At 72.6% G+C, this 21,957-nt stretch carries 18 protein-coding genes; 12 read left to right on the forward strand and 6 right to left on the reverse strand.

Features of this window, described 5'->3' with window-relative positions:
- The first annotated feature begins 106 nt into the window (after positions 1 to 106).
- The 4 genes from ER308_RS21475 (at position 107) to ER308_RS08155 (ending at position 4,373) form a co-directional block, all read left to right on the forward strand.
- Positions 107 to 670 (forward strand): hypothetical protein, encoded by a 564-nt coding sequence (locus ER308_RS21475; RefSeq protein WP_165491909.1) that lies wholly within the window; start codon positions 107 to 109, stop codon positions 668 to 670.
- 622 nt (positions 671 to 1,292) lie between these two features.
- A complete protein-coding gene (locus tag ER308_RS08145) occupies positions 1,293 to 2,606 on the forward strand; it encodes an acyltransferase family protein (protein WP_165491910.1) in 1,314 nt (437 codons plus the stop codon).
- Between the two features lie 101 nt (positions 2,607 to 2,707).
- Positions 2,708 to 3,460 (forward strand): hypothetical protein, encoded by a 753-nt coding sequence (locus ER308_RS08150; RefSeq protein WP_131154521.1) that lies wholly within the window; start codon positions 2,708 to 2,710, stop codon positions 3,458 to 3,460.
- Between the two features lie 136 nt (positions 3,461 to 3,596).
- A complete protein-coding gene (locus tag ER308_RS08155; protein WP_131154522.1) occupies positions 3,597 to 4,373 on the forward strand; it encodes a DUF427 domain-containing protein in 777 nt (258 codons plus the stop codon).
- A gap of 36 nt (positions 4,374 to 4,409) precedes the next feature.
- Here the strand turns inward: ER308_RS08155 and ER308_RS08160 are convergent, their stop codons facing one another.
- Positions 4,410 to 5,690: an amidohydrolase family protein gene (locus ER308_RS08160; RefSeq protein ID WP_131154523.1), complete on the reverse strand. Its 1,281-nt coding sequence runs from the start codon at positions 5,688 to 5,690 to the stop codon at positions 4,410 to 4,412.
- 202 nt (positions 5,691 to 5,892) lie between these two features.
- On the opposite strand from ER308_RS08160, the gene ER308_RS08165 reads away from it, so the two are divergent.
- Complete coding sequence (locus tag ER308_RS08165; RefSeq protein WP_131154524.1) at positions 5,893 to 6,921, forward strand: SCO4651 family lipoprotein; 1,029 nt, start codon at positions 5,893 to 5,895, stop codon at positions 6,919 to 6,921.
- Positions 6,922 to 7,004: 83 nt separating this feature from the next.
- Here the strand turns inward: ER308_RS08165 and ER308_RS08170 are convergent, their stop codons facing one another.
- The 3 genes from ER308_RS08170 to ER308_RS08180 form a co-directional block, all read right to left on the reverse strand.
- Positions 7,005 to 7,916: a carbohydrate ABC transporter permease gene (locus ER308_RS08170; RefSeq protein WP_131154525.1), complete on the reverse strand. Its 912-nt coding sequence runs from the start codon at positions 7,914 to 7,916 to the stop codon at positions 7,005 to 7,007.
- Positions 7,913 to 8,800, reverse strand: coding sequence for a carbohydrate ABC transporter permease (locus tag ER308_RS08175; RefSeq protein ID WP_420826248.1), 888 nt, complete (start codon positions 8,798 to 8,800; stop codon positions 7,913 to 7,915). The genes ER308_RS08170 and ER308_RS08175 overlap by 4 nt, the downstream gene beginning before the upstream one ends.
- Positions 8,801 to 8,903: 103 nt before the next feature.
- On the reverse strand, positions 8,904 to 10,292 hold the full coding sequence (locus ER308_RS08180) for an ABC transporter substrate-binding protein (protein WP_131154526.1): 1,389 nt from the start codon (positions 10,290 to 10,292) through the stop codon (positions 8,904 to 8,906).
- A 509-nt stretch (positions 10,293 to 10,801) separates the two neighbouring features.
- On the opposite strand from ER308_RS08180, the gene ER308_RS08185 reads away from it, so the two are divergent.
- From ER308_RS08185 to ER308_RS08215, 7 genes are all read left to right on the forward strand, one after another.
- The gene (locus tag ER308_RS08185; RefSeq protein WP_131154527.1) at positions 10,802 to 12,079 is read left to right on the forward strand and encodes a metallophosphoesterase family protein; all 1,278 of its coding nucleotides are present in this window, start codon (positions 10,802 to 10,804) and stop codon (positions 12,077 to 12,079) included.
- Positions 12,076 to 15,366, forward strand: coding sequence for an AAA family ATPase (locus ER308_RS08190; protein ID WP_165491911.1), 3,291 nt, complete (start codon positions 12,076 to 12,078; stop codon positions 15,364 to 15,366). Before ER308_RS08185 ends, ER308_RS08190 begins: the two co-directional genes overlap by 4 nt.
- Before the next feature lie 3 nt (positions 15,367 to 15,369).
- The gene (locus tag ER308_RS08195; RefSeq protein ID WP_131154529.1) at positions 15,370 to 15,987 is read left to right on the forward strand and encodes a TenA family protein; all 618 of its coding nucleotides are present in this window, start codon (positions 15,370 to 15,372) and stop codon (positions 15,985 to 15,987) included.
- 133 nt (positions 15,988 to 16,120) lie between these two features.
- Positions 16,121 to 16,567 carry a hypothetical protein gene (locus ER308_RS08200; RefSeq protein ID WP_131154530.1) on the forward strand — a complete coding sequence of 149 codons (447 nt, stop codon included), beginning with the start codon at positions 16,121 to 16,123 and terminating at the stop codon, positions 16,565 to 16,567.
- Positions 16,568 to 16,580: 13 nt separating this feature from the next.
- Positions 16,581 to 17,117, forward strand: a complete 537-nt coding sequence (locus tag ER308_RS08205) for an RES family NAD+ phosphorylase (RefSeq protein WP_131154531.1) — start codon at positions 16,581 to 16,583, stop codon at positions 17,115 to 17,117.
- A gap of 66 nt (positions 17,118 to 17,183) precedes the next feature.
- Positions 17,184 to 18,467, forward strand: coding sequence for a CoA transferase (locus tag ER308_RS08210; protein WP_131154532.1), 1,284 nt, complete (start codon positions 17,184 to 17,186; stop codon positions 18,465 to 18,467).
- Positions 18,468 to 18,556: 89 nt separating this feature from the next.
- The gene (locus ER308_RS08215) at positions 18,557 to 19,111 is read left to right on the forward strand and encodes a hypothetical protein (protein WP_131154533.1); all 555 of its coding nucleotides are present in this window, start codon (positions 18,557 to 18,559) and stop codon (positions 19,109 to 19,111) included.
- 54 nt (positions 19,112 to 19,165) lie between these two features.
- Here the strand turns inward: ER308_RS08215 and ER308_RS08220 are convergent, their stop codons facing one another.
- Positions 19,166 to 21,325, reverse strand: a complete 2,160-nt coding sequence (locus tag ER308_RS08220; RefSeq protein WP_131154534.1) for a RecQ family ATP-dependent DNA helicase — start codon at positions 21,323 to 21,325, stop codon at positions 19,166 to 19,168.
- Between the two features lie 65 nt (positions 21,326 to 21,390).
- Entirely contained in the window at positions 21,391 to 21,945 is a 555-nt protein-coding gene (locus tag ER308_RS08225; protein ID WP_165491912.1) for a TetR/AcrR family transcriptional regulator, read from the reverse strand.
- Positions 21,946 to 21,957 lie beyond the last annotated feature (12 nt).

A 21,957-nucleotide genomic window follows, 5' to 3' on the forward strand; every position in this document is an offset into this window, starting at 1 on the left:
CGCGAGCGATGGCCACGCGTGCAGGTTCGGTCCCGGAACCCGGCCAGGGGCGGCGTCTACCCACCCCCGGCGTCTACCCACCCCCTTCGTAGGGTACGGTCGGGTCATGACGGCCGTGCGTGTGCCGCGGGACGATTTCACTGGCGGCGCCTTGCCGCCGGTGTGCGTCCGTACGGGTGTGGACGCCGAGGCGACGGTGCCCAGCCGCGCGACCCGCGTGCCCCTGTGGATCTGGCCGCTGCTCGCGTTCGGGCTGATCCCGTTCTTCATCGCGCTCTTCTTCACGCTGCGCGTCGTCGAGGGTTCGGTGCCGCTGGCCCGACACCATTCCGACGAGATCGCGCTGCTCCGCCAGGCGGCGCGGCTCGGCGCTGCCGTGGGCGCGCTCGCGCTCTTCGTCTGGCTGCTCACCCAGTGGGCGCCCTTCGCGCTGCTCGGCGTGGCGGCCCTGGCGACGGCCCTGGTCGTTTGGCTCGCGCGGCGTGACCGGGAGCCCACGGCGGCGCTGCGTGGTGAGGAGGTCGTGCTGCGCGGCGTTCATCCCCGGTTCCGGGATGCCGTGCGCGCGCAGTACCCGAGCCAGGCGGCGGGCCTACGGGGGATCGACTCCACCAGCGACGCGCCTCCGGGGGAGAGCCCGCCCGGCGAGGCCCCCGGCGACGAGCGATAACGGGCCCGCGCGAGGCGGAGGTGCGGCACCGACAGGAGGGTGCGGCACGACCCCGGTGGCGCCGACGAGCGGTCCCCCACGAACAACTCGCCGGTAATCCTCGCGGCACCCCCCACGACACCTGCGAGGCGCCTACCGGGATCGCGCCGTCACCCAGTTCGACGCATCAACCCCCTCGGAGGTTGCGCGCCGAGTGAAGATTCTTCCCCGATTCCCGACGGCCCACGCGCCCGAGGCCCACCGCACTACTCGCAGCACTTGCCGACCCACCCGCACGCGTCGCATCGCCCGTGCGCACCCTCGGGGCGCAGGACCGTCTGCCAACAGTTCGGACACAGTTCGCCCGCCTGGTTGCCGCAGGCCGGCAACTCCCCTCGGTTCTCGCGGGGGGACACCCTCACCTCCTGCTCGTTCCGCTCGTTCACCTGTCGGCGGCCGGGGTGACCTCAGGCTCACCCTTCCGAAGGGACATGATGCAGCGCGGCCGACGCGCAGCGTGGAAGGTGGCGCGCGGCAAGCACGTACGATGCCCCTCGGAGGCGTGTGGGAGCATCGGGCGCGATCCCCACGACACCCACGCACCGAGACCCACGCACTGGGACCCGACGCAGGAGGAGGGCGTATGGCGGGCGAGCTCGTGCGGCAGGTCGCGCGGGCCACGCCGGCCGACCGGAACCGCTACGTCGACTTCCTCCGCGTGACGGCCCTCGGCGCCGTGGTCGTCGGTCACTGGATCATCCCGGTGTTCGTGCCCGCGAACGGCGACTTCGCGGTTCACTTCATCATGACCCAGGAGCCGTGGACCCGCTGGGCCACGTGGCTGTTTCAGGTCATGCCCGTGTTCTTCATCGTGGGCGGCTACGCGAACGCCGTGGCCTGGACGCGGGCCGAGGCCGCGGGCGAATCCGCCGTCGCCTGGGCGAGTCGCCGTGCTCGACGGCTGTTGCGTCCGCTCGCGCCGGTGGTCGTGGCCTGGGTGGTGCTCGTCGCCGTCGGCCAGGCGGTCGGGGTCGAGGCGCGCTGGCTCACGTTCGCCTCGCAGAGCGCCCTGGTGCCCGCCTGGTTCCTCGCGGTCTACGTCGTGGTCACGGTCGCGGTCCCGATCACACTGCGCCTCGAGGAGCGGCTCGGTCTGGCACTGCCGGCGGTCCTGGCCGCTCTGGTGGCCGGGACCGACGCGCTCGCTCTCGGTGCCAGCGAGGAGGTGCAGTGGGCGAACTTCGTGTGGGTCTGGTTCGCCGTCCACCAGCTGGGACTGCGCTGGCACCGTCGCGGGCTGGTGCGCCCGGTCGGCGGCATCGCGTTGCTCGTGGCCGGCGTCGCGTCGCTGGGCGTCCTCGTGACGCTGGCCGGCTACCCGGTGGACATGGTGGCGGAGGAGAACGGACGCACGAACGCGACCCCGCCGTCGCTGGCGATGCTCGGACTCGCCGTCGCGCAACTCGGGCTCGTCGCCCTGTTGCGCCCACCGCTGGAGCGGGCACTCGCCCGTCCCGGCCTGTGGGGCGCGGTCGCGCTGGTCGGCAGCCGCATCATGACCGTGTTCCTGTGGCACATGACCGCCATGATCGCGGTCGCCGCCGGCCTCGCGGCCGCCGGCTGGCTCCCTTTGCGGGACGCGCTCGACTGGGGTTGGTGGAGCAGCCGCCCCGTCTGGATGCTGATGTGCGCGGTCGTGCTGGCGGTCCTGGTCGCCCTCCTCGGCCGCGCCGAGCGGGTGCCCCGGAACCGGTCGGTCTCGCCCACGGGTGCCGTCGGGACGACCGCGGGCGCGCTCGTCACGGCCGTGGCCGTCGGCACCCTGTCGGCGGGTGGCGTGTACGACGCCGACGGCCCTCTCGGGCTCGCACTGTGGCCGCTCGTGGCGCTCCTCGCCGCCCTGGCCGCGCTCGGTGTCCTCGAGCGCGATCGGCCGACCGACGAGGTGTCGGGCTGACCCGCCATTCCGCGCCCTTTCGGGCGCACCCGCCTTGCGTCGCACCCGCTTTCGCGCTACATCTCGACGCGGCCGAGCACGCCTTCCCGAGAGGCCCGCCGATGACCCGCGACCCCCGGACCTTCCCGCACGTGGACGGTGCCAGTCCACCCGTCACGCTGTCGTCGATCCCGACCTGCCCGGCCGCGGTGATGGGACGCCGCTGTCAGGCCCTCGGGTTCGACTGCCTCGGCGGCGACGGGGAGGCCGCGTGCATCAATCGGTGGGAGTGGCTCGAAGCACTGTGGACCCCCGACCACGTGGCGCGGGGGCTCGCCGAGCGGGCGGACCGGTCCGAGCTCACGATCGACGACGCCGCACCGGAGCTCGTCGGCGCGGTCGCCGAGCTCCTGGGGCAGCTCGCGGTGGGGGCGCTGCTCAGCCCGAACCAGGCTCTCGACATGTCCGACGGCCGCGTCGCGGTCGGGTTCGGCGAATGCGGGCGTGCCCTTCGTGCCCACGTCGAGGAGGCCCGCCTCGTCGCCCTCCCCGAGGACCCGGTGTCGCTGCGGGACGGTGTCGAGCTCGTCGACACGCATCGCCAGTTGCTGACCCGGCAGGCCAACGACCTGCTCGAGGCGCTCGCTCCGCTGGTACGCGTGGCCGCCGAGGCCAGCTCCCCGTCGACGACGAGCCTCTGGTCGGAGGTCGACGCGGCGCTGCAGCGCGCCGCGGGACGCGTCGGACAGCGGTTGCACGCCCCGGAACGGGCTGCGGGGTGCGCCTACGAGCTGGCCGTGCTCGCCACTCCCCCGCTACCGCCGTGCCTGGGCAGTCACCGGACCTCGACTGCATCCACTGGACCGGGGCACTGATCGACGAGCCTCGAGGTTGGCCACGGCCCACGCGGACACGCCGGCACTCCATGTTGGAGGTTCGGGAATCCCCGGCCCGAGACGATCGTTGGGACGCCGCGAGGCGTCACACCGCCAGCGATGATCCGGGGGACACGTGCACGAGGACGCGACCGGCGATCGGTGGACCGACGACGGGGCCGCGCGCGTCGAACGAGGCGCGAAACGGGTGCGGGCGCAGCTCGCGGGCACGTTCGTGGCTGACACGACCCGCCCTCTGCTCGTTTGGGAGCATCCCCACTACCCCACTTACTACGTACCCGAGGCGGACGTGCGCCTCGACCTGCTGAGGGCGGAAGGCGAGTCGAGGTCGACACCGGCTGGCGGCCACGCCGAGGCGCACGGCCTGGCCGTCGGTGAGCGCATCGTGCCCGGTGCCGCGCACTGGTACCGGGACGGCGCCGCGGACGCGCTACGCGGGTACGTGCGCCTGGACTGGGGCGCCATGGACGCGTGGTTCGAGGAGGACGAGCAGGTCTTCGTCCATCCCCGCGACCCCTACAAGCGTGTCGACGTGCTGCAGAGCTCCCGCCACGTGCAAATCGCCGTCGAGGGGATCACGATCGCGGACAGCCACCAGCCGCGCATCCTGTTCGAGACGGGGCTTCCGCCCCGGTATTACCTGCCCAAGCCCGACGTCGCGATGTCGTGTCTGGAGCCCACCGACACCGTGACGCGCTGCCCCTACAAGGGCACCGCGAGCTACTACGCCGTGAAGGTGCAGGGGACCCGCCGTCCCGACCTCGCGTGGTGGTATCCCGCACCGACGTGGGAGAGCGCCCTGATCGCCGGCTACGTCTGCTTCTACGACGAGCGGGTGGAGGTCACCGTCGACGGCGTACGCCAGGTACCCCCCGACACGCCGTTCGCCTGACGCCCGGCGCGCCGTCCGGATCCACCGCTGCCCGGCTCAGTGACGCTCGAGCGGCACGTCGGGGACCTCCGGCGCGAACGTCACCTGCTCGGTGCTGCGCACGACCACACGGCCGTCTCGCAGGACCACCCGGGGTGGAGCGTGGCGTCGGAGCACCTCGACGGCGTCGCTCTCGCCGAGCACGACGAGGTCGGCCGCAGCGCCGGGTTCGATCCCCACGGTGCTGCCATCGAGCACGCGGTGGGCCTCGGTGGTCACCAGATCGAGCAGCGCCTCGAGGGTCGGGAGATCGAAACGCCGCCACAGGTGAGCGGCCAGGAAGGCCACCTCGAGGAGGTTGTGCTGCCCGAACGGGTAGTAGGCGTCCGCGATGTCGTCCTGGCCGATCGCCACCGGGACACCGGCCTCGCGCAGCTCGAGCGCGCGCAGGAACGCGGCACCGGTGTGAGGGTCGGTCACGAAGCGCAGCCCCGCGTCGCGAACGATCGGGAGCACCTGCGCGAATCGTTCGGGCGTGTACGCCCCGAGGGCACGTGCATGGCACGCCACCCCGCGGCCCTCCCAGCCACGCGCCACGAGGGCCCTCGCGAGCCACTCGGTCGTGCGCAGGCGGGGATCCGCCGCGTCGTCGGTCAGCATGGCCACGTCCCGGCCGCTGTCGACCGCGAGGGCGACCATGCGGTCGATGTGCGCCTTCTGCGCGGCCTCGCCGTCCTCGATCCAAGGGATCCCACCGACCACGTCAGCCCCCAGGCCGAGCGCCTGCTCGACGAGCCCCGCGGCCCCGGGGTCGCGCACGATCCCGTCCTGGGGGAACGCCACCACCTTCGCGGTCACCAGACCCGCGAACTCGTCCCGGGCCCGCAAGGCCCCGCGCACTCCGTGCAGACCGGCTGCCGTGTCCGTATCGGCGAACGCCAGCACGCGCGTGACCCCGTGCCGCAGACCGGCCGCGAGGGCCCTTCGAGCGTTGTCGGCATTCCAGTCGGTCTCGTACCGGGACTTGACCGCCGCGGCGCGGTCGACCGCGGCCGCCGCGCCAGCCATCGCCTCGCCGGTGTAGAGGTCGACCGCACCATCACCCGCCGCCGCGAACGTGTGCGCCTTGCAGACGTGCAGGTGGGCGTCCGCGAACGAGGGCAACACCAGGCCCCCGCCCGCGTCGATGACCTCCGCGGCTCGGGGCGCGGGCTCGGTGGCGCTCACCGCGAGGATGCGCCCGTCCCGCACGGCGACGCTCGCGCGCCCGGAAAGGCCGCGGAGCGTCGCGTCCACGATGACGAGGTCGGCCGTCGGGCGGGTGGGTTCGTCGCTCATGCGGGCAGCCTACGCGGCCGGCGGGAACCGAACGCTCGCACCGGCCGGGCCGTCCCCACCGTCCCCACCCCGCGTGGGAGGCGGGTCCAGTCGCGTCCACCTTCGGGTGGAGCGTGAAATCGTCTCCGACACCGATTCGTGCGACCAGCCCCGTTCCTACCGTCGCTGGCGACCGATGCGGCGACGACCGAAAGGAACGACGATGCATCGACGGACACCACTGATGGCGCTGGCGGCGGGGATGGCCCTGCTGGTATCGGCATGCTCGGCGGCGCTCGACACCCCGGACGGGGGGCCCGCGGGCGAGCGGGTCGCGGCCGCCGCCGAGGCCACCGCGGACGAGACCGCGCGGATGAGCTTCGAGACGCGGATGGAGGGGCTGCCGGACGAGGCCGGCACCGGCGCACTCGGGGTCAGCGGCGAGGGTGAGCTCGACCTCGCCGAGCAGCGCATGCACCTCACGATGGCGATCGACGACATGCCGGACGGGGCGTCCGCGCAGGCGGACGCCAGCGTCGGGGGGGACGAGGAGATGGAGATCCTCGTGGACGGCACCACCGCGTACCTGCGCATGCCCCGGGCGGCCGACCAGCTCGACGTCGACGCGGAGTGGATCCGCATGGACGCCGCACAGCTCCAGGCCGACGAGACCGCCGGCTTCGGCGGGCAGCTCGACTGGGATCCCAACACCCAGCTCACGCTGCTCGAGGAGGCCGCCACCACCGTCGAGGAGGTCGGCGAGGGCGAGGTCCGGGGACAGCAGGCCACCCGGTACGAGATGACGACCGACCTCGAGGCACTCGCGCTCGACGAGGTCGATGATCCCGACGAGCGCGAGGCGGTCGACACGATGCTGACGGGGCTCGGGATCGCGGAGATGCCGACCGAGGTGTGGGTCGACGACCGGGACCGCGTGGTGCGCATGGACGCCGCCGTCGAGCTCTCGGACCTCGATACGAGCACGCTCCTGCCGGAGGAGGGCGAGCTCCCGCAGGGCACCGATATTCCCGACTCGGACGAGCTCCCCGATGGCGCCGACCTACCCGAGTCGGACGAGCTCGACGAACTCGCCGGGGACCTCCTCGAAGGGCTCAGCCAGACGACCACGATCGAGTTCTTCGACTTCGGCGCGGAGGTCGAGTTCGCCTTCCCCGACGACGGCGACGTGGTCGAGGCCGGCGAGATCGAGGGGATGCCCCAGCCGGACGACGTCGACGACCTGGAACGCTGAGCCGGTCAGTGCCACGCCGGGCCCGCGCCCTGCGCGGGCCCGGGTGCTCGTCCGGCCGTCGCGCTGGGCGGATCGGGGCCTGCCTACTTGCCGACCCCCGCGGTGAGGCCCCGCACGAACTGTCGAGCGAACACCAGGTAGAGCAGGATGAGCGGCAGTGCGCCGAGCGTCAGCGTCGCGAGCACGGCGTTCCAGTCGGCGCTGAACTGGCCGATAAACTGCTGGACCGCGAGGGTGACCGTCGAGGTCGCGTCGCTCGGCGCGAGGATGAGCGGGAACCAGAGATCGTTCCAGATCGGCAGCATGCTCGCGACCGCGACGGCGGCGAGCCCCGGACGGACGATCGGCAACAGGATCGCGAACACGCGGTACTCGCTCGCGCCGTCCACGCGGGCGGCCTCCCGCAGCTCCGTCGGCGCCTGCCGGAAGAACTGGGTGAGCAGCACCACCGCGAGCGGCAACCCCATCGCGACGTAGACGAGCACCAGCGCCGTTCGAGTGTTGACGAGGCCCAACTGGTTCATGAGCTGCAGGATGCTCACGGTGCCGAGGCGGATCGGCACCATGATCCCCAGGGCGAGGTAGGCGAGCAGGAAGGGCGCGATCTTCACGCGGTACTCGGTGAGCGCGAACGCCGCCATCGCCGCGAACAGCACCGTGAGCACGACGCTCGCGACGGTCACCGTGATGCTGTTGGCGAAATAGGTGACGAAGTCGGCGCGGTTGAATACGGACTCGTAGCCGTCCCCGGAGAACGTCTCGGGTGTCGGCGGCGCGAAGGGCGAATCGAAGATCGCCGCCCGCTCCTTGAGCGAGTTCATGACGATCATGGCGATGGGCGCGAGCGCGACCAACGTGTAGCCCACGAGGATGCCGTGGACGGCGATCCTCGCGCGCAGCTGCCGCCGTCGCGACTGGCGCTCGCGGACGAGCTGCCCGGCCGACGGCTCCGGTGAGGAGGTCGCGCTGTCGGTGGTGTCCCGTGTCGTAGTCATGAGCTCAGGTCGTAGGTCCGCAGGCGACGATGGACGAGCAGCAGGTAGAGCGCGACGCCGATGAGGATGATGATGAACATGAGGCTCGCGACCGCCGCTCCGAGGGTGACGCTCCCCGTGGCGGTCTGGGCGCCGAGGAACGTCCGGTAGAACAGCGTCCCGAAGATGTCGGTCGAGAAGTTCGGACCCGCGAACGGCCCTTGCACCGAGTAGATCAGGTCGAAGGCATTGAAGTTCGCGATGTAGGTGATGACCGAGATGATCCCGAACATCGGCGCGAGCAGCGGGAACTTCACGCGCCAGAACGTCTGCCAGCCGCTCGCGCCGTCGATGCGGGCGGCCTCGTCGAGCTCCCGCGGGATGTTCACGAGCACCGCGTACAGGAACAGCATCGGGATCCCGACGTACTGCCAGACGCTCATGAGCGACAGCGTCGGCAGGGCGGTGCTCTCCAGCCCCAGTAGCGGGGTCTCGACGAAGCCCCACAGCGGACTCAGGATCAGCTGCCAGATGAACCCGACGACCACCACCGAGAGCGTCGTGGGGATGAAGATCAGCGTGCGGTACCAGCCCTCGCTGCGGCGGAGGAACCCGGAGGTGAGTAGTCCGGCGATCAGCAACCCGATGGGGTTCTGCACGATGAGGTGGATCGCGAAGAACTGGACATTGTTCACGAACGCGTTCCAGAAGCGCGGGGCCGCGAACTGGTCGGTCAACAGGTACACGAAGTTCGCGAGCCCCACGAACGCGACGCCGCCGTCGTCCGCACCGGTGTAGAGGCTGAGACGGAGCGAGTCGACGATCGGGTAGATCCCGAACATCGTGTAGACCAGCAGCGCTGGGGCCAGGAACACGACGAACGGGAGACGGTAGCCACGCCTCAGCAAGGCGCCCTCCTGGATCGACGGTGCCCGGCCCCGCGGCCGACGACCGCGGGGCCGGCCAGCTGCGACCCCCGTCGGGATCGCAGCGTGGCGGGTGCGGAGCCTACTGCTGCGGCTCGTACCACGACTCGAGCGCTTCCTGCACGCCCGCAGCCACCTCCTGGGGAGGCAGGTCCTCGTTCCACATCTGCACGGTCAACCGCTGGGCCTCCTCCTCCGCACCGGGATCCCCGGCAGTGAGGTCCTCGAAGTTGATCCGCGCCGTGCTCTCGCAGTCGTCACGCCAGGACACGAACTCGCTGGCGAGTTCGTGGTCGATGTCGACCTCGTACTCCCCGAGCGGGAAGAACCCGGGCACCTCGTTGGCGTACATCTCGCCGAACTCCTGGGTGGCTGCCCATTCGAGGAAGGTCCTGACCTCCTCGGGGTGATCGGTGTCGGCGTTCATCCCCATGCCCATGTCCGGGTGGTCGTTGATGTGGCACTGGTCCTGACCCTCGGGCACCGGCGGCTCGAACACGTCGATCTCCACCTCGCCGATGTCCTCGAACAGGCTGATCTCCCAGGACCCTGCGGGCATGATCGCCGCATCGCCGATCGCGAACAACTGCTGGGTGTCCTCATAGGTGATGGCCTCGAACCCGCTGGGGAAGTACGGCTGCCACTCGTCGATGAACTCCCACGCCGCCACGAAGTCGTCGTGGGTGTAGGCACGGTCGCCGGCCAACAGCTCCTGGCGGCCCTCCTCACCGTCCCAGAAGTTCGGCCCGGCGAGGTCGAAGGCAGTGCTGACGGCGATCCAGCCGTCGGCAGTCCCCCAGGACAGGGGCGTGTACGTGCCGTCATCCTCGAGCGCCCCGAGCGTGTCGAGGAACTCGTCGGTGGTCTCGGGCGGTTCGACGCCGACCTGGTCGAACGCCTCGGTGTTGTAGTAGAAGCCGTGGATCACGGAGGCGAGCGGCAGGCAGAACTGCTCGCCGTCGTCGGCCGACTGCCAGGGGTTCAGCGCGAACTCGTCGAAGTTCTCGAGGCCCTCGAGGTCGTCGATCGGCTCGAGGAAGCCGTCACCGTGCAGCTCGCGAGCACGGTCGAACGAGCGACACGTGATGATGTCCCCGGCCGTGTCCCCTTCGAGGCGCGAACGCAGCGCCCCGTCGTACTCGGTGGGGGCGGTCGGATCGAAGCTGAGCTCGATGTCGGGGTGCTCCTCCTCGAAGGCCGGGATGATCTCGTTCTCCCACTGATCGATGTCGTCGCTGCGCCAGCTCTCGATCGAGAGCGTCACGGCCTCACCGTCGTCGGGTTCGTCCTCGTCGTCGGGTTCATCCTCGTCGTCGGGATCGTCGTCCGGATCGTCGTCCGGCTCGTCGGGCTCCTCGTCGGGCTCGTCATCGGCGATGTCCGCGGGGTCGTCCTCGACCTCGGGCTCGCAGGCGAGGGCCAGAAGCCCGAGGGCCAGAATCAGCGCCAACGGCGCGAGTCGTCTCATCATCACGGCCTTCCTCGCTTCGTGTGTCGGCAGCAGCCGAGGCACGCCACCTGCTCTCCCCGGCACGACGATGGGGCACCGTAGCAACGATCCGCGTAGTGGTCTAGATCTTTTCTCGAATCGCCAATCCGGCAGGCAGTTCACGGCGAACACGCGCCTGCCATGGATGACAGTGGACTAGTCCACAACGGAGCCGTTGCGACTGGGACGGTTCCGTGGCTGATGCGCCGACAATCGGGACACGCCTCGCGCGGGCCACCCCCGCGCACGGGCTCGGAGCCGTCTCGCGGTCCGCAGGACGGCCGTCCCGCCTCCGCGGCGGTGTCACACCCGCGAGTTACGGTGCCGATGATCGGGCCGGTGGGCCCGGCCCGCGACGAGAGCGGCCCGCGACGAGAGCGGCGACCGACGAGAGCGGCGACCGACGAGAGCGGCAACCGACGAGAGCGGCAACCGACGAGAGCGGCAACCGGCGACCGACGAGACCAGCGACCGCCCGGGAGGCCCCAAGCATGAACCAGCCGTGCTTCGTGCACGCCGCGGACCTGCATCTCGACACGCCGTTCGAGGGCGTGCGCCAGGACGCGCCGGAGATGGCCGAACTGTTGCGCGACGCCTCCCTCGACGCCTTCGACCGGCTCGTCGACCTCACCCTCGAGCGTGGGGCCGCGTTCCTCGCGATCGCCGGCGACATCTACGACGGCGCCGACCGCGGGCTCCGCGCCCAGTTGCGGTTCCGCGACGGGCTCGCCCGGCTCGCCGAGGCCGGGACCCCCACCTTCGTGGTCCATGGCAACCACGACCCGGTCGAGGACGGCTGGTCGGCGATCCGCTCGTGGCCCGACGCGGTGACGATCTTCAGCGCGCACGAGGTCGAGACGCGCCGCGTCGAGCTCGGCGGGGCACCGTTCGCCACCGTGCACGGCATCAGCTACCCGCAGCGCGCGGTGCACGAGAACCTCGCGCGCCGGTTCGCCCGAACGGACGATCCGGGCCTGCACGTCGGGGTCCTGCACTGCACCGTCGGCCACCAGCCCGAACACGACCCCTACAGCCCTTGCACCGTCGAGGACCTTCGCGCCACCGGGCTCGACTACTGGGCGCTCGGGCACATCCACCGCCGTGCGGTCGTACACCGCCACGACCCCTGGGTCGTCTACAGCGGCAACACCCAGGGCCGCAGCCCGAAGCCGTCCGAGCAGGGCGCGAAGGGCGCGCTGGTCGTGCCGGTCGAGCAGACGGGCGGCCGGCTCGAGCCGCGCGAGCCGGAGTTCGTGGCGCTCGACCGCGTGCGCTTCACCGAGGTGGCGGTCGACACCGACGAGCTCACCGAGATCAGCGAGGTCGCCGACGCACTCGCGACAGCCGCCCACGACGCGCGGACCGGGGCCGAGGGTCGGGCGCTCGTGCTGCGCGCCCGCCTCACCGGCCGTGGCCCGGTCCACCGCGACCTCGCACGGCCGGGGGTGGTCGACGACCTCCTCACGGGGCTCCGCGACCAGGTCGCGGGCGGCGACCCGCCTGTCTGGTGGGACCGGGTCCGCGACGAGACCCGTCCCCCGCTCGACCGCGAGGCCCTGCGCGCGCGCCCGGATGTCACGGGCGAGGTCGTGCGCCTCGTCGACCGCTTGCACGCCGAACCCGACGAGCTCGCCCGGCTCGGGGGCGAGGCCGACCGCATCCTGCGCTCGCTGGGCCACGACGTACCGGAGGGCCGACCCCTGGCCGATCTGCTCGGCGAGGCCGAGACGCGCGCGCTCGACGCGCTCGACGACGGGGCGGGGGGGTGACGCGAGTGCGCATCACCGGCTGGCACGTCGACGCGCTCGGCACGTTGCGTGACACCGGCGTCGGCGACCTGCCCGACGGCCTGGTCGTCGTGCACGGACCGAACGCCTCGGGCAAGACGACGTTGCTCGCGTTCCTGCGCCGTACGCTGTTCGGCTACCCGCACGGCAACCGCCGCGACGTCAACCACTACGAGCCGGTCGATGGCACGGCCTGGCGGGGCGGCCGCGTACGCCTCGACGCCGCCGACCGACCGGTGACCGTCGAGCGCCACGCAGGACGCGGCGGGCGACTGCAGGTCCTGCTGCCCGACGAGACCGTGGTCGGCGAGGACGAGCTGCGCCGGATCACGGGCGGGTGCGACGAGCAGCTGTTCCGCGCGGTGTACGCGTTCGGCCTCGACGAACTCGCCACCCTGTCGAGCCTCGAGGAGGAGTCCGTGCGCGACCGGCTGTTCTCGGCCGGCATCGCGGGCGCCGGACGGTCCGCCCGCGCGGCGATCGCGGAGCTCGACGGGCGCGTGAAGGAGCTGTGGACCCCGGCGAGCCGCCAGCGCGAGATCGATCGACAGCAGGACGCGCTCCAGCGCATCGACACTGAGCTCGCCGAGGTACGCCGGGCGGCTCGGAACTACCCCGAGCGGTTGCGCGAGGAAGAGCGACAAGAGGACGAGGTGGCCCGACTCACCGAAAAAGTGCGCGAGGTCGAGGCCGCGCGCCGCCGCGCGGAGCGGCTGCTGGCCGCCTGGCCGGCCTGGGTGCGCCGCCGCCGCGCGGAGCAAGCCCTCGACGACCTCGGCGAGGTGCCCGAGCTCCCGGCTGACGGCGTGCAGCGTCTCGAACGGCTCGACGAGCGCATCGCCGCCGCCGACCTACGACTCGCCGACATCACCGCCGAGCGGGGGGCGCTCGCCGAGCAACGCGACGCCGCCGAGGTCGACGACCGGCTCGCGGAGCTCGCCACCGAGGCCGCCGAACTCGACGCCGAGCGGGAGGCCCAGCGCGTACGCCTCGACCGCCTCGACGAGCTCGACCGGGAGCTCCACCAGGCGACCGTCGAGCTCGACCGTGCGCTCGCCGATCTCGGCCCCGGCTGGGACCGCCACACGCTGGAGCGTTTCGACGCCTCCATCCCCGCCCGCGGCGAGCTGCGCGAGTGGCAGGCCGAGCTCGAGCAAGCCGACCGGGCCGTCGCGGACGCCGAGCGCGACCTCGCCGCCGCCGCCGAGCAGGCAGACGAGGCGAACGCCATCGCTGCCCGCGCACGCCATGCGGTCGACGAGACCCTTCCTGGTGCCCGGAGCGGCGAGGGCCACCACGGCGGCGAGGCTCACGCGAGCAGGCAGGACCACGGCGGCAGCGCGGACCACGGCGGCAGCGCGGACCACGACGGCAGCGCGGGCGCCCCGCCCAGCCTGGAGACGCTCGAGCAGCGCGGGGCCGCGCTCGCCGAGGTGCGGGTCGCGGCCGGCGAGCGGGACGCGGCCGACGCCGAGCTCGCGGCGATCGAGCGCACCAGCGCTGCCGGCGCTGGATCCGGCGTGCCCGGCTGGGCTCCCCCAGCGGGAGGCGTCGCCGCGCTCGCGGCCGGCGGCGTGGCGGTCTGGCAGGCATTGGCCGGCGCAACCGTGCCCGCGGCCGGGGCGGGTGCGCTCACCGCACTGCTCGTGGTCGCTGCGCTGGCCCTGCGTCGCTGGTCCGGTGGGGGCAGCGGACCGGGCGCGGCCGGGGCCGACGACGCCCACCGGAGACGCGAGCAGGCCGTCGAGCGCGTTGCTCAGCACGCGAGCCTGTTGGGGCTGCCCGCCCAACCGTCCACCGCCGCCATCGAGCGAGCGGCGCAGGCACTGGACCGCGCGCGGCGCGAACGCGAGCGTCTCGACCGGCTCGAAGAGGAGGCCCGCACCGCCGAGCGAACCGCGGAGCGCGCCAGCGAGAAGCGGGATGCCGCCTCCGAGCGCCGAGAGGCGCGCATCGCGGACCGCGACGCGCTTGCCCGGCGTTGGCGGCAGTGGTGCACCGCGCGCGAGCTCGACCCGAAACTCATCCCCGCCACTGCCGCCGACGTGTTCACGCAGGTCGCGCGGGCCCGCGAGCACCGCGACCGTGTCGCCGCGCTGGAGGCCGAGCGGGACGCGGCCGCCGAGACCGTGGACGGCTTCGCCCGCCGAGCGGCGCGGGCGCTGGCCACCGCGGGGCGGGACGGCGCGAACGGCAGTTCGGCGACTGACCGTGCCGGACGTGACACGCTACGGGCACGGCTCGACGCGGTCCGCGAGCTCGCCGCCGACGTGCGGGCCGATGCCGCGGCCCGCACCGAACGGGACCGCCTCACGGAACGCGACACCGAGCTGGAGCGCGAGGCGCAGGAGCAGGCCCGCCGCCGCGACGCCGCCCGGGCCGAACGCGACACGCTGCTTGGCAACGCCGGCGTCGACGACGTGGACGCCTTCCGCGAGCTCGCCGAGTGCGCCCAGGCGCAGGCGCGACGGCGCGAGGAGCAGCGGCAGGCCGAGGCCGCCCTGACCGAGCAGCTCGGCGAGGGCGAGGGAGCCGCCGAGCTGCGCGCAGCGCTCGCCACGGGCCGGACCGATGCGTGGGGGGCCGAGCGCGACCGCGCGACCGAGCAGCGCGAGGAGCTCAGCGAGGCCCGGGACGCGGCGCTCGAGGAACTGCACGAGGCTCGCCGACGGCGGGAGGAGCTCGAGACGAGCGAGCGCATCGCGGAGCTCGAGCGGCAGCGGCACACCGCGCTCGCCGAGCGCGACGCGCAGGTGCACGAGTGGCGGGTGGCCGCGCTCGCGCGCGACCTCGTGAACGAGACCCTCGCCGGCTTCGAGCGCGATCGACAGCCGGGGGTGCTGCGGCGCGCGGCCGAGCACTTCGCCACCGTCACCGACGGCGCGCACACGCGCGTGGTGCAGCGCGAGGATGACCTCCTCGTCGCCGACCCAGGCGATCGGACGTGGCCGGTCGAGTCGCTCTCGCGCGGCACCGCCGAGCAGCTGTACCTGTGCTTGAGGCTCGCGCTCGCCGAGGACCTCGGGGACCGCGAGACGGCCATGCCGTTCGTCATGGACGACGTGCTCGTGAACTTCGACCCCGACCGCGCCGAGCAGGTCGCGCGATTGCTCGCCGACGTCGCCACCCATCACCAGGTGCTCTACTTCACTTGCCATCCACACACCGTCGAGCTGCTCGAGAAGGCCGGCGCGAGCGAGGTCTACGACCTGCCCAGGGACGGCGGCCCCCCGGTGGCTCGCTACACCGACCGCGACAGGGACCGTTAGACCATGGGACGAGCCGCCGACCTCTGGAACGCCCACCGGGACCTCGCCGACGCGTGCCTCGAGCACCCGTTCGTGCAGGGGATCGGCTCGGGCGCCTTGGCGAGGGACAGCTTCGTGTTCTACGTCGAGCAGGACGCGTTCTTCCTCGCCAGTTTCGCCCGCGCCTACGCGCTCGCGTTCGCGAAAGCCCCCGACACGTCGACGATGGTCGAGATCCGGGCGCTGCTCGACGGGGTCTTCGAGGAGCTCGAGCTGCACCGCGGCTACGCCCAGCGGTGGGGAGCATCGCTCGAACCCGAGCCCTCGGCGGCCACATCAGCGTACACCGACTTCCTGCTGCGCGTCGCCTGGAGCGAGCCGGTGGCCTCGATCATGGCCGCAATGACCCCCTGCATGCGGCTGTACGCCCACCTCGGTACCCGGCTCGCCGAGGACGGGCGCCCCGACAGCCCCTACCACGAGTGGGTCGACACGTACGCCGATCCGGAGTTCGACGCGCTCGCCGCCCGCATGGAAGCGGTCCTCGACACCCACGACGACGGCAGCCGGACGCTCGATCGCCACTACCGCACCGCCATGGCACGCGAGTACGACTTCTTCGACCAGGCGGTGCGCGGCTGACCTACGGGACCCTGTGCTGCTTCGGCCACGGTTGACGACCGGTTGCGCCCCACGTAGGATCGAGGTTGACGAACGGTTGTCCTGTCGGTGTCGCACGAGGGTCGCACCAGGGTCGCACGAGGAAGGAGAGCCCGTGGCCGCACCCGAGTTGCTGCACGACGATCCCGCGCAGGCGGCGACGGAGCTGGTGGCGGCACACGGCGACGACACGGCTTGGCTCGACCGCTTCGCCGAGGCTCTCGATCGACAGCGCGGCGCCCAACAGCTCGAGCGCGTCCGTTCCGTGTGGGGCCTCTCGCAAGCCGAGACCGCCCGCGTGTTCGGTGTCTCGCGACAAGCGGTCAGCAAGTGGCTCGGTCGCGGCGTGCCGAGTGAGCGGGCCGAGGCGATCGCCGATCTGGCCGCCGCCAGCGACCTGCTCACCCGCTACCTGCAGCGCGATCGGATCCCGGCGGTCGTGCGCCGGCCCGCGCCGGCGCTCTCTGACCGGTCGCTGCTGCAGATCGCCGCCGAGGGCGAGACGGGCGAGGTGCTACGCGCCTGTCGCGAGATGTTCGACGTGACCGGCGTTCACGCGTAGCTCCAGCCCCACCATGCGGACCGAACGCCTGCGCGACGGGCACCACTGGTTGCGGGTCGCCGACCCCGCCTGGCAGGACCCGCTGGATCCGACGTTCGCGGCCCAGCGAGGTGGCCGCTGGAATCCGCCCGACAGCTTCCCGACCCTGTACGTGAACGAGGACGTCGTCACCGCGCGGTTGAACCTACGCGCGTTCATCGCGAACTGGCCCTACGAGCCCGAGGATCTGCGCGACGACACCGGGCCGATCCTCGTCGCGGCGACCCTGCCGTCGGGACAACACGCTGTCGATGTCCACACCCCCGAGGGGGTGGCCGCGATCGCTCTTCCCACCACCTACCCGCTCGACGAGACCGGGGCCCTCGTCGGGCACGCGACGTGTCAGCCGATCGGCGCGCAGGCCCACGAGCAGGGCTTGCGCGGGGTGCGCTGCCGGTCGGCGCAGACGCCCGACGGCGCGGGCCGCGAGCTCGCATGGTTCCCGGCCGGTCGGCGCAGCCGCGCCCGCCGGCAGCACACGCTCCCCTTCGAGACGTGGTTCTGGGGCTAAGGTCCAGCCCCGTCGGGGGGTAGGCGCCTTGCCGGGACCGCCGGCGATGTGGGAGCCTCGTCCACCATGGTTCAGGACGGGGTGGCGTTGCCATTGGAGGGCGTTCGGGTCGTCGAGCACGGTTCGTTCGTCGCCATCCCCCTCGCGGGGATGCTGCTCGCGCAGCTCGGCGCCGAGGTCGTCCGGCTCGACCCGGCCGGCGGCGCGGCCGACCTCGGACGCCTCCCCCGTAGCGAGAACGGCGAGAGCATCTACTGGGCGAGCCTCAACAAGGGCAAGCGGTCGGTCGCCCTGAACCTGCGCAACATCGCCGGTCGCGAGCTCGCGACGCGCCTGATCACCGACGCCGCCCCCGACGCGGGGGTGTTCCTGACCAACGTCATCGGTAGGCCCTGGCTCGCCGACGAGGAGCTGCGCACCCACCGCGAGGACCTCGTGCACGTCCAGCTCACCGGGACTCCGAACGGCGGTGCCGCCGTCGACTACACGATCAACGCGGCGACCGGGGTGCCGCTGCTCACCGGCCCCGGGGACCTGGGGGTGCCGGTCAACCACGTCCTGCCGGCCTGGGATGTCGCTGCGGGCGAGCTCGCGGCGCTCGCCGCGGTCGCCCTCGAGCGCCAGCGCGCCCGCACCGGCTCGGGCGGGCACCTGCGGCTGTCGCTCGCGGACGTCGCGGTCTCCACACTCGGGCACCTCGGATTCCTCGCCGAACGGTCGCTCGGGATCGACGATCGGGATCGCGACGGCAACTTCGTGTACGGCACGTTCGGCACCGACTTCCCGACCGCGGACGGGGAGCGCGTCATGGTCGTTGCGATCACCCCACGCCAGTGGCGGGAGCTGGTGGCCATCACCGGGCTGGAAGAGGCCGTGGCCGCCCTCGAACAGGGCACCGGCGTGGACCTCGACGACGAAGCGGGGCGATTCGAACTGCGCGAGGCCCTCGCGGCGCTGCTGCGACCGTGGTTCGCCGCACGGACCGCCGAGGAGGTGGCCGCGACCTTCGCGGACGCCGCGGTACTGGTTCAGCGCTACCGCACGGTGGACGAGCTCGTGCACGCGTGCGCCGGCGAGGCCTCGGCACTCGAGTCCGACCGGGCTCCCGAGGGAAACGCGCGACCGGCACCCGAGGTGACCGCAGGGGTCGTCTCATGGTTGGACCAGCCCGGCATCGGCCGGTTGCTCGCCGCTGGCAGCGCGCTCAGCACCGGCGGGAGATCGATCGCGCCCCCGACGGCGGCACCGACCTTCGGCGGCGACACCGAACCCCTGCTCGCGGAGGTGCTCGGGCTCTCCCGCACCGAGCTCGGGCGAGCCCGCGACGCCGGCGCGTTCTCCTCGGGATGACCTGACGCCGACGGGCTCCGCGCTCACGATCCACAAGCCGATACGACCGATTCCCGGGTGTCCGGCATCCCTCGCGGCAACCTACCCCCATGCGCACCTGGAACCGCGCCATCCGTGCCATCCGCCGCGACCTCGGGCGTCAGGTCCGCGGCGGCAGCAGCGACCTCCTCACGGTCGTGGTGGGCGACGCACACGCGCCACACCTGCTCGTGGGCGCGCGCACCCCGGGTTCCGGCGGGCGAGGCTCGGCCCTGGCGGAAACGCTGGTGTGCGCTCAAATGGCGCGGCCGGCTCGAGTTCAGGCCGCGGTCGGGGTGCGGGACGGCGGGCGGTTCGGTGGCCGGCTCGGCCTCGTCTGGGTCGCCGACGTGCAGCACGTCGCCGACGGTTGGGTCGAGTCGTGCCGCACGTTCGGCTGGTCGCACGAGAGGATGTGGCTGCGGTGGGCGACGCTGGACGGGAACGAGGACTTCCCGCCCGGGATCCGCGACATCGCCGTGATGGCGCTCCAACCGTGGGCGGTGGACGACGAGGACTATCGCCACCAGCTCGGGGCCATGCTCGGTTCCGGACTCCGACTGCGGCTGAGCCCCCACGCGCGGCGGCGGGGCTGGACCCCCGCCGGGCTGCTCACCGCCCGTTGAGCCGCTCGGTGGGGCCACCCCGCCGCCCGACGAGCCCGCCCGCTCGCAGCGGTTTCAGGGATCGTGGTGCAACACGAGCGGGAGCACCTCGTCGGCGCCGGCCTCGCCGAGGAGCTCGGCGGCCACCGCCACCGTCCAGCGGGAGTGCGCGACGTCGTCGATGAGCAGGCAGGGGCCCGCGGGGAGGGTCACGTCGGGGTCGGTCCCGAGGGCGGCGAGGGCACCGGAGACCTGCTGAGAAGAGTTGGCACGGGGCCGCTGCGGTGCGGTGTCGTCCACGCGGACCAACGGGTCGGCCCGTTCCAGGCGTCCACGTGTGGCGAGTTCGTCGGCGATCGCGGCGACCATCGGGCCCCGGCGGCGGGAGGGCACCGTGGCGATCCACGTGGGACGGCGGTCCCAGTCCCAGCGCGCCAGGACCGCGACGAGACCGTCGAGGACTTCGGCGAACGCGGAGCGCAGCGCGGCCGTGGCACCGCCCGCGCGCGGGTCGCCAGCATGCTCGAGGAGGAGGTCGAGGGGGTGCTCCCACCCGTGGTCGGCGCCGATCGCCAACGCTCTGCCCGGCCGCGGCGGGTGCGCGAGCCTCCCCCGGCGGTCGGCGAGCCCGACGGGCCACTGGCGCCGGGCGTCGAGCACCACGTCCCGGCCGCGCAGGCTGCGTTGCGCCCGCGACACGCGATCGGGGTCAGGTGCCGAAGGGCCGATGCGCTCGCCGGTGCAGCGAGCACAGCGTCCACAGGCCACGGCCGGATCGTCGGGTCCCCGACCGTCGGTGTCGTCGAGCTCGGCCCGCAGGAACGCCATCAGGCAACCGGTGCGGGCCCGGTACGTCCGCATCGCCTCGGCCTCGGCCTCTCGGGCGGCTCGCACCCGCGCCAACCGCTCCGGATCGGGGCGCCACGGCCGCCCGGTCGCCACCCATCCCCCGTCGACGCGATCGACCGCGCCGTCGACGTCGGTGACCTTGAGCACGAGCTCCAGCATCGTGCGCCGCAGGTTCACGTCGCGTTCGAGCTTCGCGGTCGACACCGGCTCGTCGTACGCGGTCAACGCGTCGAGCACCTCCCGGACCCGACTCTCGGACGGGAGCGCCTGCCGTTCGAAGTGCTCCCAGATGCGTTCGTCGGTGGGGCCCGGCAAGGCGACCACCTCGGCGCGGTCGAGCGCACGGCCCGCCCGCCCGATCGCCTGGTAGTACGCGATGGGGCTGGCCGGCAGGCCGAGGTGGGCGACGAACGCGAGATCGGGCTTGTCGTAGCCCATCCCCAACGCGGTCGTCGCGCAGACGACGGCCACCTCGTTGCTCACGAGCAAGGCCTCGATCCGCTCACGCTCCGCGGGATCCGTGCGGCCGGTGTACGCGACCGCGTCGAGGCCCTCGGCGGCGAGGAACTGCGCGGCCCGTTCGGCATCGGCGACAGTGAGGCAGTAGACGATCCCCGAACCCGGAGTGGTGGGCACCCAGTCCGCGAGCCACGCGAGGCGTTCGGGCATCCCGCCGAGGTCGCGGAGGTCGAGCACGAGGCTCGCGCGGTCGAGGTCGCCCCGGAGCGTGATCGGGTCGGCACCGAGCTGGTCGGCGACGTCGGCGATGACGCGCTCGTTCGCGGTCGCGGTGGTCGCGAGCACCGGTGTGCCGTCGGGCAGCGCGGCGAGCACGTCGCGGATGCGCCGGTAGTCCGGCCGGAAGTCGTGGCCCCAGTCGCTGATGCAGTGCGCCTCGTCGATGACGACCATGCCGACGTGTCCCGCGAGGGGCTCGAGCACGTCGCGGCGGAACCCGGGATGGTTGAGCCGCTCGGGGGAGATCAGCAGGAGATCGACCCCGCCGTCCGTCGTACGGCTGGCGACGTCCTGCCAATCGCCCACGTTGGTCGAGTTGATCGTCTCCGCCGCGAGGCCGATCCGCTGCGCGGCCGCGATCTGATCTCGCATGAGCGCGAGCAGCGGGCTCACGAGCAACGTCGGCCCCGCCCCCGCGTCACGGCGCAGCCGGGTGGCGATGAAGTAGACCGCCGACTTCCCCCACCCGGTCCGTTGCACCACGAGCGCACGACGACACTCGTCCACGAGCGCGCCGATCGCCTCGGCCTGGTCGTCTCGCAACGCCGCATCGTCCCCGGCGAGGTCGCACAACAACGTCGCGGCACGCTCACGCGTCGCGGTGGTCACCTCGTTCAGTTCGATCCTCTCGGTCCTCCGCTGCCCCATGCCCGGAACGGTACCGGGGAGGGCCGACATCCCGGCCGAAACAGCCCGGCGAGGCTGTGGAAAGGTCAGTCACCTGCCAGCCGTCGCCGGACGAGCTCCCGCGCGCTCGCCAGGCCGTCGGTCACGAGTCCGAGACCCGCGAGGGCGAACGCGCCCTCGAGCACGAACGCGCACTCTCTCGCGACCGTCTCGGCGTCGTCCACGCCCGCCTCGGCGATCAACTCGACCCAGCGGCGCAGCATCCGGCTCTTGTGGCGTGCCACCACCGCGCGGCCGGGATGCTCGTCGGGCAGCTCGGCTGCGGCGTTGACGAACGCGCATCCGCGGAAGCCCCGCTCGTCCAGGTAGCGCACGTAGAGGTCCACCGGTGCCAGCGCCCGGGCGACGGGCTCGTCGCGCCCGTCGATCTCGGCCTCGAGCCGCGCGAAGAAGCGCGCGTCCCGGTCCTCGAGGTAGGCGACGACCAACTCGTCCTTGGAGCCGAAGTTGCTGTAGAGCGTCATCTTCGCGACGCCGGCGTCGGCCACGAGCGTGTCGACGCCGGTCGCGGTGATGCCCGCCCGGTAGAAGTGCTGCCCGGCGACGCGCAGCAGATCGTCCCGGCGACTGGGTCGCGGCATTCGTCTCCCCTC

The organism is Egibacter rhizosphaerae (assembly GCF_004322855.1).
GTDB classification, from domain to species: domain Bacteria; phylum Actinomycetota; class Nitriliruptoria; order Euzebyales; family Egibacteraceae; genus Egibacter; species Egibacter rhizosphaerae.

What these genes read in the sequence shown, in the direction of transcription:
- ER308_RS21475 (WP_165491909.1), top strand. Translation starts at nt 107, where the DNA reads ATGACGGCCGTGCGTGTGCCGCGGGACGATTTCACTGGCGGCGCCTTG.
- ER308_RS08145 (WP_165491910.1), top strand. Translation starts at nt 1,293, where the DNA reads ATGGCGGGCGAGCTCGTGCGGCAGGTCGCGCGGGCCACGCCGGCCGAC.
- ER308_RS08150 (WP_131154521.1), top strand. Translation starts at nt 2,708, where the DNA reads ATGACCCGCGACCCCCGGACCTTCCCGCACGTGGACGGTGCCAGTCCA.
- ER308_RS08160 (WP_131154523.1), bottom strand. Translation starts at nt 5,690, where the DNA reads ATGAGCGACGAACCCACCCGCCCGACGGCCGACCTCGTCATCGTGGAC.
- ER308_RS08165 (WP_131154524.1), top strand. Translation starts at nt 5,893, where the DNA reads ATGCATCGACGGACACCACTGATGGCGCTGGCGGCGGGGATGGCCCTG.
- ER308_RS08170 (WP_131154525.1), bottom strand. Translation starts at nt 7,916, where the DNA reads ATGACTACGACACGGGACACCACCGACAGCGCGACCTCCTCACCGGAG.
- ER308_RS08180 (WP_131154526.1), bottom strand. Translation starts at nt 10,292, where the DNA reads ATGATGAGACGACTCGCGCCGTTGGCGCTGATTCTGGCCCTCGGGCTT.
- ER308_RS08185 (WP_131154527.1), top strand. Translation starts at nt 10,802, where the DNA reads ATGAACCAGCCGTGCTTCGTGCACGCCGCGGACCTGCATCTCGACACG.
- ER308_RS08195 (WP_131154529.1), top strand. Translation starts at nt 15,370, where the DNA reads ATGGGACGAGCCGCCGACCTCTGGAACGCCCACCGGGACCTCGCCGAC.
- ER308_RS08205 (WP_131154531.1), top strand. Translation starts at nt 16,581, where the DNA reads ATGCGGACCGAACGCCTGCGCGACGGGCACCACTGGTTGCGGGTCGCC.
- ER308_RS08210 (WP_131154532.1), top strand. Translation starts at nt 17,184, where the DNA reads ATGGTTCAGGACGGGGTGGCGTTGCCATTGGAGGGCGTTCGGGTCGTC.
- ER308_RS08215 (WP_131154533.1), top strand. Translation starts at nt 18,557, where the DNA reads ATGCGCACCTGGAACCGCGCCATCCGTGCCATCCGCCGCGACCTCGGG.
- ER308_RS08220 (WP_131154534.1), bottom strand. Translation starts at nt 21,325, where the DNA reads ATGGGGCAGCGGAGGACCGAGAGGATCGAACTGAACGAGGTGACCACC.
- ER308_RS08225 (WP_165491912.1), bottom strand. Translation starts at nt 21,945, where the DNA reads ATGCCGCGACCCAGTCGCCGGGACGATCTGCTGCGCGTCGCCGGGCAG.